12 protein-coding genes are annotated in these 14,203 nt (G+C 66.4%); 6 read left to right on the plus strand and 6 right to left on the minus strand.

What is annotated here, in order from left to right:
* Positions 1 to 3: 3 nt before the first annotated feature.
* From H8B03_RS08200 to H8B03_RS08220, 5 genes are all read left to right on the plus strand, one after another.
* Positions 4 to 1,548: a trimethylamine methyltransferase family protein gene (locus H8B03_RS08200; RefSeq protein WP_193141261.1), complete on the plus strand. Its 1,545-nt coding sequence runs from the start codon at positions 4 to 6 to the stop codon at positions 1,546 to 1,548.
* A gap of 16 nt (positions 1,549 to 1,564) precedes the next feature.
* Entirely contained in the window at positions 1,565 to 4,009 is a 2,445-nt protein-coding gene (locus H8B03_RS08205; protein ID WP_193141262.1) for an FAD-dependent oxidoreductase, read from the plus strand.
* A gap of 148 nt (positions 4,010 to 4,157) precedes the next feature.
* Positions 4,158 to 4,616 carry a thioesterase family protein gene (locus H8B03_RS08210; RefSeq protein WP_193141263.1) on the plus strand — a complete coding sequence of 153 codons (459 nt, stop codon included), beginning with the start codon at positions 4,158 to 4,160 and terminating at the stop codon, positions 4,614 to 4,616.
* Between the two features lie 96 nt (positions 4,617 to 4,712).
* Complete coding sequence (locus H8B03_RS08215; RefSeq protein ID WP_193141264.1) at positions 4,713 to 5,996, plus strand: sodium:proton antiporter; 1,284 nt, start codon at positions 4,713 to 4,715, stop codon at positions 5,994 to 5,996.
* Entirely contained in the window at positions 5,993 to 7,609 is a 1,617-nt protein-coding gene (locus H8B03_RS08220) for a glutamate synthase-related protein (protein ID WP_193141265.1), read from the plus strand. Before H8B03_RS08215 ends, H8B03_RS08220 begins: the two co-directional genes overlap by 4 nt.
* On the opposite strand, the gene H8B03_RS08225 is transcribed toward H8B03_RS08220, so the two are convergent.
* From H8B03_RS08225 to H8B03_RS08250, 6 genes are all read right to left on the minus strand, one after another.
* On the minus strand, positions 7,606 to 9,336 hold the full coding sequence (locus H8B03_RS08225; RefSeq protein WP_193141266.1) for an alpha/beta hydrolase: 1,731 nt from the start codon (positions 9,334 to 9,336) through the stop codon (positions 7,606 to 7,608). The genes H8B03_RS08220 and H8B03_RS08225 overlap by 4 nt on opposite strands.
* Positions 9,337 to 9,468: 132 nt before the next feature.
* Positions 9,469 to 9,675: a hypothetical protein gene (locus tag H8B03_RS08230; protein ID WP_193141267.1), complete on the minus strand. Its 207-nt coding sequence runs from the start codon at positions 9,673 to 9,675 to the stop codon at positions 9,469 to 9,471.
* Positions 9,672 to 10,427 carry a hypothetical protein gene (locus H8B03_RS08235; RefSeq protein WP_193141268.1) on the minus strand — a complete coding sequence of 252 codons (756 nt, stop codon included), beginning with the start codon at positions 10,425 to 10,427 and terminating at the stop codon, positions 9,672 to 9,674. The genes H8B03_RS08230 and H8B03_RS08235 overlap by 4 nt, the downstream gene beginning before the upstream one ends.
* On the minus strand, positions 10,424 to 11,464 hold the full coding sequence (locus H8B03_RS08240; RefSeq protein ID WP_193141269.1) for a Rieske 2Fe-2S domain-containing protein: 1,041 nt from the start codon (positions 11,462 to 11,464) through the stop codon (positions 10,424 to 10,426). Before H8B03_RS08240 ends, H8B03_RS08235 begins: the two co-directional genes overlap by 4 nt.
* Positions 11,461 to 11,820 carry a hypothetical protein gene (locus tag H8B03_RS18985; protein WP_226925805.1) on the minus strand — a complete coding sequence of 120 codons (360 nt, stop codon included), beginning with the start codon at positions 11,818 to 11,820 and terminating at the stop codon, positions 11,461 to 11,463. Before H8B03_RS18985 ends, H8B03_RS08240 begins: the two co-directional genes overlap by 4 nt.
* Positions 11,821 to 11,925: 105 nt before the next feature.
* Positions 11,926 to 12,831, minus strand: a complete 906-nt coding sequence (locus tag H8B03_RS08250; RefSeq protein ID WP_193141270.1) for a glycerophosphodiester phosphodiesterase family protein — start codon at positions 12,829 to 12,831, stop codon at positions 11,926 to 11,928.
* 205 nt (positions 12,832 to 13,036) lie between these two features.
* Between H8B03_RS08250 and H8B03_RS08255 the strand changes: the two genes are divergently transcribed.
* The gene (locus H8B03_RS08255; protein ID WP_193141271.1) at positions 13,037 to 14,182 is read left to right on the plus strand and encodes an NAD(P)/FAD-dependent oxidoreductase; all 1,146 of its coding nucleotides are present in this window, start codon (positions 13,037 to 13,039) and stop codon (positions 14,180 to 14,182) included.
* Positions 14,183 to 14,203: the final 21 nt, after the last annotated feature.

Consider the following 14,203-nt stretch of genomic DNA (forward strand, 5'->3'; position numbering starts at 1 on the left):
GGGATGGCTGACCCCACAAGAAAGCGGCGCGGCGGTGGGCGCGCGGCAAGGCTGTCCGCGCGTGCGGCCCCGCTGCCTGCGGACCTGCGCCCGGTACGGCCGGGGCTGGAAGGCGGGCGCTACAAGGTGCTGGACGACGCTGATGTTCTTCGCATCCACAGCGCTGCGCTGGACGCGCTGGAACAGATCGGTCTGGCCAATGCCCCCGCCTCGGGGGTTGATCTTCTGACCAGAGCCGGGGCCGTTCTGGGCCCCGATGGCCGCCTGCGGTTTCCCCGCGCACTGGTCGAAGACATGCTGGCCTGCGCGGCCAAGGCGGTGGTCCTGCCGGGGCGGGATCCGGCCTTTGATCTGGACGTCTCCGGCAACCGCGTGCATTTCGGCACCGCCGGGGCCGCGGTGCATGTGGTGGACCCGGTCACGCTGGACTACCGCGAAAGCACGACGCAGGATCTCTATGACGCCGCGCGTCTGGTACAGGCGCTGGACAACGTGCATTTCTTCCAGCGGCCCATGGTGTGCCGGGACATCACCGACAATTTTGAACTGGATACCAACACCATCTATGCGGCCTGCGCCGGCACCACCAAGCACATCGGCACCAGTTTCGTGGGCCCCGAAAACCTGCCCGGCTGTCTGGAGCTGCTGCACCTGATCGCGGGCGGCGAGGCCGCCTTTCGGGCGCGGCCCTTCGTGTCGAACACCAACTGCTTCGTGGTGCCGCCGATGACCTTCGCCACCGAAAGCTGCGAGGTGATGGAAATCTGCGTTCGCGCCGGGATGCCGGTGCTGCTGCTGTCCGCCGGGCAGGCCGGGGCCACGGCGCCGGCGCCCATCGCGACCGCCGTGGTGCAGGCGGTGGCCGAATGTCTGGCCGGCGTTGTCTATGTCAACGCCATCTGTCCCGGCGCACCGGCGATCTTCGGCACCTGGCCTTTCGTGTCGGACCTGCGCACCGGAGCCATGTCCGGCGGATCGGGCGAGCAGGCACTGCTGACCGCCGCGTGCGCCCAGATGCACAAGTTCTATGGCCTGCCGGGCGGGGCGGCGGCGGGCATTGCCGACGCCAAGCTGCCCGACATGCAGGCCGGGTGGGAGCAGGCGATCTCGAACACCATGGCGGGCTTGTCGGGGCTGAACATGGTCTACGAGGCCGTCGGCATGCATGCCTCGCTGCTGGGGTTCTGCATGGAAAGCCTGGTTCTGGGCAACGATCTGCTGGGGCAGGTTCTGCGCTGTGTGCGCGGCATCGAGGTTACCGACGACACCGTCAGCATCGACGTCATGAAAGCCGTCTGCCTGGGCGGGCCGGGGCATTATCTGGGGCAGGATCAGACCCTGAAACTGATGCAAAGCGAATACGTCTACCCCGACGTGGCCAACCGCATGAGCCCCAAGGAATGGGTCGAGGCCGGGCAGCCGCAACTGCTGGATCAGGCCCGCGCCCGCAAGGAGGCGATCCTGGCCAGTGCGCCGCATCACCTGTCCCCCGATCTCGAGACCCGCCTGAAATCTCGCTTCAACCTTGTGACCCTGTCCCACAACTGACGGAGGCCGTCGCCGCATGTCGCTGCCTACCCAAGCCCGCGTTGTCATCATCGGAGGCGGCGTCATCGGCTGCTCCGTCGCCTATCACCTGGCCAAGCAGGGCTGGACCGACGTGGTTCTGCTGGAGCGCAAGCAGCTGACCAGCGGCACCACATGGCATGCCGCCGGGCTGATCGCGCAATTGCGGGCCACGCGGAACATGACCCGGCTGGCGAAATACTCGCAAGAGCTCTATGGTGCGCTGGAAGCCGAGACCGGGGTTGCCACCGGCTTTCGCCGCTGCGGCTCGATCACCGTCGCCCTGACCGACGAGCGCCGGGAAGAGATCCTGCGGCAGGCCTCGATGGCGCGGGCCTTCGGGGTGGAGGTCGAGGAAATCTCACCGGGCGAGGTGGCAGATCGCTATCCGCATCTGAACATCGACGGTGTCACGGCCGGGGTCTGGCTGCCCCGCGACGGGCAAGGCGATCCGGCCAATATCGCGCTGGCGCTGGCCAGGGGCGCGCGCCAGATGGGCGCGCGGGTGGCCGAACGGATCAAAGTGACCGGCGTGGCGCGCGATGGCCGCCGTGTCTCCGGCGTGGATTGGGTTGGGGAAGACGGCACCAACGGCCATATCGCCTGTGACCATGTCGTGAACTGCTCCGGGATGTGGGGCCATCAGGTGGGCCGGATGCTGGGCACCAATGTGCCGCTGCACGCCTGCGAGCATTTCTACATCGTCACCGAAAGCATCCCCGGCCTGACCAGCCTGCCGGTGCTGCGGGTGCCCGATGAATGCGCCTATTACAAGGAAGACGCGGGCAAGATCCTGCTGGGCGCTTTCGAGCCGCTGGCCAAGCCCTGGGCCATGGACGGCATCCCCGAAAGCTTCGAGTTCGACCAGCTGCCCGAGGATTTCGACCATTTCGAGCCGATCCTCGAAGCCGCCGTGAACCGCATGCCGATGCTGGCCGAGGCGGGCATTCACACGTTCTTCAACGGTCCCGAAAGCTTCACGCCGGACGACGCCTATCACCTTGGGCTTGCCCCCGAGATGGACAATGTCTGGGTCGCCGCCGGGTTCAACTCCATCGGCATCCAGTCGGCGGGCGGGGCGGGCATGGCGCTGGCACAATGGATGGAGGCGGGCGAAAAACCCTTCGATCTGGGCGACGTGGATATTGCCCGGATGCAGCCGTTTCAGGGCAACCGGCACTATCTGTTCGAACGGTCGAAGGAAACGCTCGGCCTGCTTTATGCCGACCATTTCCCCTATCGCCAGAAAGCCACGGCGCGCGGTATCCGCCGCACACCGTTCCATCACCATTTGCAGGAGCTCGGCGCGGTCTTCGGCGAACTGGCCGGGTGGGAGCGCGCCAACTGGTTCGCCCGCGACGGGCAGGCGCGCGCCTATGACTATTCGTGGCAGCGGCAGAACTGGTTCGACAATGCCGCCACCGAGCATCAAGCCGTGCGCGAGAACGTCGGGCTGTACGACATGTCCTCCTTCGGCAAGATCCGGGTCGAAGGCCCGGAGGCCGAGGCTTTCCTGAACCATGTGGGCGGTGGCGATGTCGCGGGCCCCGTGGGCAAGATCACCTACACCCAATTCCTGAACCCCGCCGGTGGGATCGAGGCGGATGTGACCATCACCCGCCTGTCGGAAACCGCCTTTCTGGTTGTGACGCCCGCCGCCACACGGTTGGCCGACCAGACATGGCTGGCCCGGCACCGGGGTGACTTCCGCGTCACCCTGACCGACATGACCGCCGCCGAAGGCGTGCTGGCGGTGATGGGACCGTTGTCGCGGGAACTGCTGCAACGGGTCTCGCCCAATGATTTCACCAACGCGGTCAACCCGTTCGGCACCGCGCAAGAGATCGAACTGGGCATGGGTCTGGCCCGCGCCCATCGGGTCAGCTTTGTCGGAGAGCTTGGCTGGGAGATCTACGTCTCGGCCGATATGGCGGGCCACGCCTTCGAAACCCTGTGGGAGGCCGGGCAGGAACTGAACCTGAAACTGTGCGGGATGCACATGATGGACAGTTGCCGGATGGAGAAAGGCTTTCGCCACTTCGGCCATGACATCACCTGCGAGGATCACGTGCTGGAGGCCGGGTTGGGCTTTGCCGTGAAGACCGACAAGCCCGATTTCATCGGCCGCGACGCGGTGCTGCGCAAGCGCGAGACCGGGCTGCAGAACCGGCTGGTGCAGTTCAAGCTGACCGATCCCGAACCGATGCTCTACCATGCCGAGCCGATCCTGCGCGACGGCGCGGTCGTGGGGCATCTGACCTCGGGCGCCTATGGCCATCATTTGGGCGCGGCGATGGCCATGGGCTATGTGCCCTGCGCCGGAGAAAGCGCGGCGCAGGTGCTAGCCTCGACCTATGAGATCGAGGTTGCGGGCGTGCGCGTCAGGGCCGAAGCCAGCCTTGCGCCCTTCTACGACCCCAAGGGCGCCCGCCTGCGCGGCTGAGCCGGGACGTGGCGCCAGCTCCACAGCCAGCTTGCGCCACTGCCGGTTTACGGCAATGCTGATGTCAATGGGGCGGGGCCGCCGCCCCCTGATTTCAGGCATTTGGCGTGGCTTTCTCGCGCCGGGTTCGGAAAGGAGGCAATCGGGCATGAGCGACAAACAGGGCCCCGCGACGCGGGATCGGTTCCGGGTCTTTCGCCCGCTTCAGACCCGCTGGATGGATACGGACGTCTACGGCCATGTGAACAACGTCATCCACTATTCGCTGTTCGACACGGCGGTGAACGGCTGGCTGATGGAGGAAGGCCTGCTGAACCCGCGCACCTCGGACAGTTACGGGCTGGTGGTCGAAACCGGCTGCCGCTATTTCGCCGAACTGCGCTTTCCCGACCTCGTGACCGCCGGGTTGCGGATCGGCAAGCTGGGCAACAGCTCGGTCCGGTTCGAGATCGGATTGTTTGCCAATGACGATCTGACGGCCGCGGCCGAGGGCTTTTTCGTCCATGTCTACGTGCGCCGCGACACCCATCGCCCCACCGCCATCGACGGCCAGCGCCGCGCGGCCTTCGAAGCCCTGATGGACCACACGGGAAAACCACCGGGGTGATCGCGCATCGTTCAGCCATTGTGACTGAGCGAAGTCGCCCATTGACGGTATCGTCGCCGATACACCCGGTGTGAGCGCCGGAAGGAAGGAACCGGGATGGGATTGATCCTGCTGTGCTTGGTCACCGCCGCCTACTGCATGTTCGGCAAGCGGCTGGAACAGACGATGGTGACCGGCCCGATGATCTTCATCGCGCTTGGCGTCGTGCTGAACCAGGCCGGGCTGTACGATGCGGTCTATGGCGAAGAGGCGCTGCATGTGGTGGCCGAACTGGCCCTGATCCTGCTGCTGTTTCTGGATGCCGCCCAGACCAACCTGCGGGTTCTGGCCCGCAGCCACCAATGGCCCGTACGGATGCTGCTGCTGGGACTGCCGCTGGCCTGGCTGCTGGGGGCCGGGGCCATTCACCTGATCCTGCCCGACTGGCCGCTGATCTTCGCGCTGCTGATGGCCGCCATCCTGACGCCCACGGACGCGGCCCTGGGGCAGGCGGTGGTGTCGAACCCCGACGTGCCCGAACGTCCGCGCCGGGCGCTGACCGTGGAAAGTGGGCTGAACGATGGTCTGGCGCTGCCGCTGATCCTGCTGCTGGCCTCGATCGCGGGATCGATCGTCACCCACGACGCCCGCGATTGGGCCGTCTTCGGGCTGAAACAACTGACCCTTGGGCCGCTGGCGGGCATCGCGATCGGCTGGCTGGGCGGGCGGGTGCTGATCTGGGCCAAGAACACCCATGCGACATCGAAAGCCTATGAGGGTATCGGCGCCATCGCCCTGGCCACCGGCACCTACCTTCTGGCCGATCTGATCGGCGGCAACGGTTTCATCGCGGCCTTCACCGGCGGGCTGGTCTTTGGCCATGTGGTCAAGGATCGGTGCCACTTCGTCTATGAATTCACCGAGAACGAAGGCCAGATGCTGGCCTGGGGTGCGTTCTTCCTGCTGGGGGTCACGCTGGTGCCCGATGCGTTGCCGCATCTGGGGCTGGGGGAACTGGCGGTGATCCTGGCCAGCCTGTTCATCACCCGGCCGCTGGCGATCTGGCTGTCGCTGGCAGGCACCGATGCCGCGCCCATGACCAAGATCTTTTTCGGCTGGTTCGGCCCGCGCGGGCTGGCCACGGCGCTGTTTGCCTTTACGGTGATGCCCGATATCGGCGCGGAATGGGGCGAACGGATCCTGTACCTGGCCATCAACACGGTCTGGATCAGCGCGCTTCTGCACGGGCTGACCGCCGTGCCCGCCGCCCGCGCCTATGCCGCGCGCCTGTCGGAACTGACGCCCAAGGCCGAACTGGCGCCGATCAAGGCCTCGGCCAAGCCGCTGCGCACCCGAAACCTGCCACCCCGAAACGCCCCTCGCTCAGGAGATGACCCATGAAGAAGATCCAGATTGCCCGTTTCGACGACCTGCCTGACCGCGACCCGCAATATGCGCTGGTCGGAGAGGTCGATCTGGTAGTGGTGCGCTTTGATGACGAGGTCTCGGTCTTCTATGGCCGCTGCCTGCATCGCGGCGCGCTGATGTCGGACGGGTTCGTGCGCGGGCGCAACCTGATCTGCGGCGTGCACGACTGGGACTACCGGCTGGACACCGGCGTGTCGGAATACGCCAACGAGGAAAAACTGCCGAAGTTCACCTGCTGGATCGAAGCCGGCAATATCGTCGTCGATGAAGACGAGATCCTGGCCTGGCAGCAGGACAATCCCCAGCCGTTCAACCGCGATGCCTACCTGGGGCTTTACGCCGACACCTCGCACGGCACCGAGGAAGAACCCTATGCCGGGCTGATCCAGTCCTACGCCCGCAGTGGCCTGAAACGGACCGGCCACCACGGCGCGGTGGACGCCATGGGCGTGCCGCGCACGCAGCTGCCGGACTGGGACGACATCCAGATACTGACGGCGCAGTTGCACCGCGCGCCGTTGCTGGATGACGACGCCGTCGGCACCGAGGTGGTGATCGGCCCGAACTGTGCAAAACCCCTGACACTGAAGATCCCGCTGTTCGTGTCGGACATGAGCTTTGGCGCCCTGTCGGAACCGGCGAAACTGTCGCTGGCGCGCGGCGCGGAACTGGCGGGCACCGGGATCTGCTCGGGAGAGGGCGGCATGCTGCCCGAAGAGCAGCAGATGAACTCGCGCTATTTCTACGAACTGGCCTCGGCCCGCTTCGGGTTCGACTGGGACAAGCTGGCGCGTGTGCAGGCGTTCCACTTCAAGGGCGGACAGGGTGCCAAGACCGGTACCGGCGGCCATCTGCCCGGCAAGAAGGTGGTGGGCAAGATCGCCGAGGTTCGGGGGCTGGAAGAAGGCACCGACGCGATTTCGCCGCCGCGCTTTCCGGATTGGACGGAACCTAGCCAGATCAAGGAATTCGCCGACGAAGTTCGCGCACGCACCGGGGGCATTCCCATCGGCTACAAGCTCAGCGCCCAGCACATCGAGAAGGACATCGACGCGGCGCTTGAGGTGGGCGTGGACTATATCATCCTGGACGGGCGTGGCGGCGGCACCGGGGCGGCGCCGATCCTGTTCCGCGACAATATCTCGGTGCCGACGATCCCGGCGCTGGCCCGTGCGCGGCGACATCTGGATGTGCTGGGCCGGTCCGATGTGACGTTGGTCATCACCGGCGGGCTGCGCAAGCCGGCGGATTTCATCAAGGCACTGGCGCTTGGCGCCGATGCGGTGGCGCTGTCGAACTCGGCCATGCAGGCCATCGGCTGCATCGCCATGCGCGCCTGCCACACCAACAACTGCCCGGTCGGCATCGCCACCCAGAAGCCCGAACTGGTCAACCGGCTGGTGGTCGAGAAATCCGCCCGGCGGCTGGCCAATTTCTTCGAGGCCGCCACCGAACTGATGCAGGTCATGGCCCGCGCCTGCGGTCACGATCACCTGTCGAAGTTCAACGCCGACGACCTGACCACCTGGAAGCGCGAGATGTCGGATCTGACCGGCATCCCCAATGGCGGGCTCGGCCGGCCCTAGCGCTGCAGCACATAGCTGCCCGGGGCGGGCATCAGCGGGGACAGACCCTCGGCGCGGTTGCCCATGGGCGGCGGCGCCACCTGTTCGGGCGCGGATTTTTCGGCCAGCCATTTGGCCCAGGCCGTCCACCATGATCCGTCGATCTGCGGATGCCGTTCCTGCCAGGTGTCGGGGTCCCTGTAGCGTTGACCGACCGGGCGGTATCCCTGACGGTAGTGCCGATGCGGCGTGCCCGGCACGCTGAGGATGCCGCCGTTGTGGCCGCCGCTGGTCAGCACGAAGGACAGGTCGGACTCGGTGAACAGCGTGGCCTTGTAGACCGACCGCCACGGCGCGATGTGATCCTTCTCGGTGCCGACCACGAAGAAGGGTGCTGTGATGTCGCGCAGGGCGATGATCCGCCCCTCGACCGCGAAGCGCCCTGCGGTCAGCCGGTTTTCCAGAAACAGTCCGCGCAGGTATTCCGCGTGCATCCGGTAGGGCATCCGCGTGGCGTCGGCGTTCCACGCCGAGATGTCGAATTCATGCTCTTCCTCGCCCAGGAAGTACCGGCGCACGGCGCGGGTCCAGACCAGGTCTTGCGCCCGCAGCATCTGGAAGGCGCCGGCCATCTGCGTCTGGTCCAGCACGCCCTGATCCCACATCATGTCCTCAAGAAAGGCGACCTGGCTTTCGTCCAGGAACATCATCAGCTCGCCCGCTTCCGAAAAATCGGTCTGCGCCGCCAGCAGCGTGATCGAGGCCAGCCGGTCATCGCCTTCGCGCGCCATGGTGGCCGCCGCGATAGACAGGATGGTGCCGCCCAGACAGTAGCCGCAGGCGTGCACACGCGCTGACCCGTTGATCTTGCCGACCACATCCAGCGCCGCCATGACCCCCATCCGGCGATAATCCTCCAGCCCCAGATCGCGATCCTCGGGCGTCGGGTTGCGCCACGAGATGCAAAAGACCGTGAAGCCCTGCGCCACCAGCCAGCCGATCAGCGAATTCGTCTGACTGAGATCGAGGATGTAGTATTTCATGATCCATGCAGGCACGATCAGGATCGGCTCGGCATGGACCCGTTCGGTTTGCGGACTGTATTGCAGCAATTCGATCAGGTGGTTGCGGAACACCACCTCGCCGGGGGTGACGGCCAGGTTGCGGCCGACCTGAAACGCCTCGGACCGGGCTGGTCGCGCCCCGCGCATCTGCGCGGTCATGTCATCCAGAACGTTTTGCATCCCCTTGACGAGGTTGGTGCCGCCGGTGTCGCGGGTGCGATGCAGTATCTCGGGGTTCAGCATCGGAGAGTTCGACGGCGAGATCATGTCCAGCACCTGCCGGGCCATGAAGTTGACCCGGTCGGTGCTGCGCGGCCGCATCCCGCGAATGCCCGAGGTCGCATGGTTCCACCAATCCTCTTGTGACAGGTACCAGTTCTTCCAGATGCGATAGGGATAGTCGTTCCACGCCGGATCCCGGAACCGGTGATCGCCGGGGGCGGGGGTGAACCCCGCGTCCAGCCCGGCGCTGGCCATCATCGCCCGCGTGGTGTTCCGGATCGCCCGTTCGGTCAGATCCCAGCGGCGGCCCGGAGCATAGGCAAGATGTGCGGCCCAGTCCGCCCAGGCCGCGCGCGCGGCGTTCGGAGATATCCCCCGCGTGATCCGCGCGGCGGCGGCCCGGGTGGCACGATCCAGCGTGTCATGGGGGTGGGGATCGGCGGTGGCATTGGGGTCGGACATCACAAGTATCCTTGGCAATCGGGGGCGGCCCACGGACGGGTGTCCGGCCGGGGCAGACTGACCTTAGCAGTCCCGGCAAAAGCTATGGATGATGTGTGTCAAATCCACGGCCTCCGCCATGGAAACAGGCTGTCATCGCCCCAGTTTCGACCACAGCGCCTTGATCCGCTCCAGCAGGCTGTCCAGCAGGCTGAGGGTCAGAACCGCGCCGGTCAGCAGGATGATATAGCGGTATTCCCACCAGAAACTGCCGCGCAGCAGGTCGATGTTCTCATAGGCCCACCAGATGCCGCCGCAGGCCGCAACGGTCAGCGCCGCACCAATCACCCGCCCGATCATGGTGCCACCTTCAGGGTTTGGGGATCGATGCGGAAAACGTGCAGAGTGCCGCGCCGTTCCACCCGGCCCTCGACCTCGACCAGAATGGCGGTGTGATCGAGGATCGCCTCGGTCACCGGACCGCCGTCCGCATCCGCCAGCAGAAAGAACTCGGCCCCGTCCACCTTGGCGGTCGCGACGAACACCGGCGGCACGCCGCCGATCAGGCACAGGTTGGCACAGGCCTTGTGCGCAAGGCCCCGACCCGGACGCATGGCCCCGGTCAGGCACTTGCCGTCGCAGATTTCGCCGGTGATGCGCCAGCGGCCCAGATCGACGGGGTCGGGCAGGGTGCCTGTGCCGTCCGCCGGTTTCAGGCCGTTGTCGCCACCGCCCAGTTGCATCCCCTTGATGTCGCCGCGCAGCAGGCGGCCCCCGGAAATCTCGACCACCGCGCCATCGACCAATGCCGCGCGGTCCTGCACGCCGCGCTTGCCCAAGCCGCTGAGCAGCACCGCGTCTCCGGGGGCGTAGCCCTCGCTTTCGATCACATGCACCACCGGATAGGGGTCGGCCTGCATCACGCCGATGGCACTGGCCCGCCCCCGGAACGCGCCATCGCCGGGATCGTCCTGCGTCGCCGCCACCATGTAGCCCGCCAGCCCCAGCAACACGATCAGCCCCAGACCGATGCCGATCATCAGGTCGCGCAGGCTGGCCGGCGTCTTGGCCCAGCCGATGAAGAACGGATCGTCGTTTCCGGGGGTGCTCATGCCGGGTCTCCCACTGTCAACGGGTCCACCGCGGTGCCGGGCGGGTTGGCGCTGGCCGCAATCTCAATCACGCCGTCACGCAGGCGCAGGTTGTACGTCGGGACTTTCTCGGAGAAGGGGGCGGGCGAACAGCCGTCGCGCATCCGGTACTGGAACCCGTGCCACGGGCAGGTGACGCAGCCGTCGATGATGCGGCCTTCGCCCAGCGGCCCGCCCTGGTGCGCGCAGGCGTTGGACAGGGCCGAATAGGCGGCGCCATCGCGGAACACTGCCGCCCGGTCGCCGCTCGGCAGGCGGATGATCCGGGCACGCTGATCGGCGATGTCGCCGGGCGAACAGACCGCCACCCAATCGCCCTTGGCCCGACGCCGGGAAGGGGTTCGCCACCACGCCGCCAGATGCAGGACCGAGACTGCCATCGCACCCGCGCCAAAGAAAATCGCGAAACCGGGGTTCTTCGCGTCCTGCAAAGCCCCCAGCGCCACATGCGCCACCACCGCCAGATAGGCCGGATAGATCAGCAGGTGCAGCCGCTTCCAGACCGGCGCTCCCAGAAACGACAGCCAGAAATCGTGGCTGCTGGCGGCCAGCACCAGCAGGCACAGCAGCGCGAAGATGCCCAAAGCCTCGATCGGGAAGCCCAGAAGCTGCCCGTAAGAGGTGTTGGAAGCCAGCAGCGCCTCGATCTGCGGCGTCGGGGCGAAGGCGAAGTACCAGTTTACCACATAGACCGCATGGGTCAGGGCCACGGCGGCGGTCAGCACGCCGAAATGGCGGCGGTTGTAGAGCAGCGGCAGAAACCGCCGGTCCAGCCTTGCAAGCGGCCCGATGCACAGGATCAGGGTCAGCAGGAAAAACGCGCAGGAGCCGAAGGCCCGCATCCGCAAGATCGCCCCGTCCACCGGGCGTGTGGCGTCCGCCGCCCCGGCACCATAGCCCAGAAACAGGGTCAGATAGGCCATCACCGCGGCCAGCAGCAGCCCGTCGTAGACCCATTTGTTGCGGTTCCACTGGACCGGCACGAAACGCACGCTCATTGCGGGGCCTCCAGCAGGGTGGCGGGGCGTTCGACCGGCCCGTCCTGACGCAGCACCAGCGCCCCGAACAGCACAACCGGGATCAGCAGGGCCAGCATCAGCGCGGCCAGATCCTGCCCGCCGCGCGGCGGCAGATGCCGGGCGCAGGGATCGACCCGGCCCTTTTCCAGCCGCGCCCATCGCCACAGCACCAGCGGCCAAAGCAACACCGTGCCGGGCACCAGCATCGGGCGGACCAGCCAGCTGCCCCGCAGGTTGGGTTCCACCCGGTCAGCGCCCCACAGCAGGAACACCACGGCCACAAGTCCGCCAATGTAGAGATAAAACTGACCAATCAACAGGATATACGCCGCCACAGGTGTCTCTCCCAACCCCGCACGCACGCCGGAACGGGCGCGTTTCACCCGTTATAGTCGAAGAACCCGCCCTTGCGGGCATGCTCACGCAAGGTTGACCTTTCGTCAGGCGCGGCGCTGTTCCCCGGCCTGAAGATGCAGCGCGCGACCGGGAAAATCGGTGATGGTGCCGGTGACGTCAAAGCTCATGACCCGCTCAAGATCTTCGGTGGTGTTAACGGTCCAGGGATAGACCTCCAGCCCTGCACGGCGGGCCGCGGCGACCGAGGCGGCGGTGATCTGGGTGTGATAGGGCGCCCAGGCCACACCGCCAAGCGCGTCGATCATCTTCCACGGTTCGGGATCAAAGGCGCCGACCAACCACGGCGAGCCTTCGTAGAAATTCGGATGCTCGCTGAGCGGGTCGCTGCCCGTGTTGCTCAGATAGGATCGGGGCAGATCCGGCGCGATGGCGGCGGCAAGGGCCAACACGTTCCAGTCGAAGGATTGCAGCCGCATGCTGTCGCGCAGGGGATGGTGCTGCAACATCTCGCAGATCCGCGCAGCGCAGCGATGCGCCACATCCGAGAACTCCGCATCGGTGGGATCGGACTTTATCTCGATCAGGCCCAGCACCGGGCCGCTGCGGGCGGTGCTGGTCATCAGCTCCAGCAGATCCGCGAAGGTCGGCGTGTGCAGCCCGTCCCGCGCCGCCTGTTCGGGGAAGCGCAGGGCATAGGGCGTGCCGGGTTTCAGGCGACCCACGTCATAGGATTGGACCTGCGCCAGGGTCAGATCGCGGATGAAGGGGCCGGGATCGGGCACCCAATCGCCGTCCGGGCCGCGAGCGATGGCCGGGCTCAGGCGTGGATCATGGGTCACCACGGGCACCTCGTCGGCGGTCAGGAACACGTCGAATTCCAGCGCACGCACGCCCATGTCCAGGGTTTCGGCAAACCCCTCAAGCGTGTTTTCCGGCAGCACACCGCGCGCCCCCCGGTGGCCGATGATCGAGAAGGGAGAAGGTGTCACGCTGGCATCTCTGTATCTGGGACAAACGGGTCCGGTCGGGGTCTAAAGCAAGTTTGAATCAGTTGCTTTGCAATTGAACGATTATTTGACGTCGAGTATCGATCGAAAACGACCCGCTGTAACAAGTTCCGTTGCGGCACATTTGACGGATGCTTGAACCTGCCCCGGCTTGTCCGCATCATCGCCCCAACCATTGGGGGGCGTCATGGGGACAGAAATTTTCGAGACCGATTGCGTGGTCATCGGGGCAGGGGTCGTCGGTCTGGCCGTGGCGCGCAGCCTTGCCCTGCGCGGGCGCGAGGTTCTGGTGCTGGAGCGCAACGCGGTCTTCGGCGAAGAAACCAGCGCCCGCAATTCCGAAGTCATCCATGCCGGGCTGGCCTATGCGGCGGGCTCGCTGAAGGCGCGGCTCTGCATCGAGGGCAAGGCGCAGCTTTACGCCTTCTGCGCCGCGCGCGGGGTGCCGCACAAGCGGCTGGGCAAGCTGATCGTGGCCACCCGTGACGCCGAACTGCCAGCGCTGGACAGAACCATCGCGCTGGCCGAAGGCGCGGGGCTGTTCGATCTGGAACCCCGCGACAAGGCCGCTGTCGCGGCGATGGAGCCAGAGTTGACCTGTGTCGCGGCGCTCTGGTCGCCGTCGACCGGGGTGATCGACAGCCATGCCTTCATGCTGGCGCTGCTGGGCGAGGCCGAGGCGCAGGGCACCACCTTCGTGCCCAACAGCAGGGTCGCGGGCGGCCGGGTGCTGGGCGACGGGCGGATCGAGCTGGACATCGGCGGAGACGAGCCGATGCGCCTGCACGCCGCCCATGTGATCAACTGTGCGGGGCTTTGGGCGCAGCAGGTCGCGGGCTGCATCGACGGCATACCGGGCGACAGTATTCCCGGTCAGGTGCTGGCCAAGGGCAGCTATTTCTCGCTGAGCCAGAAGGCGCCCTTCCGCCATCTGGTCTATCCCGCACCGCCGGGGGATGGCTCGCTCGGCGTGCACCTGACGCTGGACATGGCCGGTCGCGCCAAGTTCGGGCCCGATATCGAACGGCTGGATTGCGGCCCCGATGCGGTGGACTACCGGGTCGATCCTGGCAAGGCCGAAATTTTCACCGAAGCCGTACGCCGTTTCTGGCCGGGTCTTCCCGATGGCGCATTGGTACCCGACTATGCCGGATGCCGGCCCAAGCTGGCGGCGGGCGATGCCGGTCAGATCGATTTTCGTCTGGACGGGGCCGAGGTGCACGGCCTTGAAGGGCATGTGATGTGCTACGGGCTGGAAAGCCCCGCCCTGACCTCGGCGCTGGCGATTGCCGAGGTGGTGGCGGACAAGGCGTTGGGGCGACCCGCCGCGTAAGGCCAGACATGCACAAGCCCG

Origin of the sequence: Meridianimarinicoccus sp. MJW13 (assembly GCF_014901205.1) — a bacterium.
Lineage (GTDB): Bacteria > Pseudomonadota > Alphaproteobacteria > Rhodobacterales > Rhodobacteraceae > Meridianimarinicoccus.

Excerpts from the sequence above, each read along its gene's own strand:
- H8B03_RS08220 (WP_193141265.1), top strand. The coding sequence starts at position 5,993 with ATGAAGAAGATCCAGATTGCCCGTTTCGACGACCTGCCTGACCGCGAC.
- H8B03_RS08255 (WP_193141271.1), top strand. The coding sequence starts at position 13,037 with ATGGGGACAGAAATTTTCGAGACCGATTGCGTGGTCATCGGGGCAGGG.
- H8B03_RS08225 (WP_193141266.1), bottom strand. The coding sequence starts at position 9,336 with ATGTCCGACCCCAATGCCACCGCCGATCCCCACCCCCATGACACGCTG.
- H8B03_RS08210 (WP_193141263.1), top strand. The coding sequence starts at position 4,158 with ATGAGCGACAAACAGGGCCCCGCGACGCGGGATCGGTTCCGGGTCTTT.
- H8B03_RS08200 (WP_193141261.1), top strand. The coding sequence starts at position 4 with ATGGCTGACCCCACAAGAAAGCGGCGCGGCGGTGGGCGCGCGGCAAGG.
- H8B03_RS08240 (WP_193141269.1), bottom strand. The coding sequence starts at position 11,464 with ATGAGCGTGCGTTTCGTGCCGGTCCAGTGGAACCGCAACAAATGGGTC.
- H8B03_RS08230 (WP_193141267.1), bottom strand. The coding sequence starts at position 9,675 with ATGATCGGGCGGGTGATTGGTGCGGCGCTGACCGTTGCGGCCTGCGGC.
- H8B03_RS08205 (WP_193141262.1), top strand. The coding sequence starts at position 1,565 with ATGTCGCTGCCTACCCAAGCCCGCGTTGTCATCATCGGAGGCGGCGTC.
- H8B03_RS08215 (WP_193141264.1), top strand. The coding sequence starts at position 4,713 with ATGGGATTGATCCTGCTGTGCTTGGTCACCGCCGCCTACTGCATGTTC.
- H8B03_RS08235 (WP_193141268.1), bottom strand. The coding sequence starts at position 10,427 with ATGAGCACCCCCGGAAACGACGATCCGTTCTTCATCGGCTGGGCCAAG.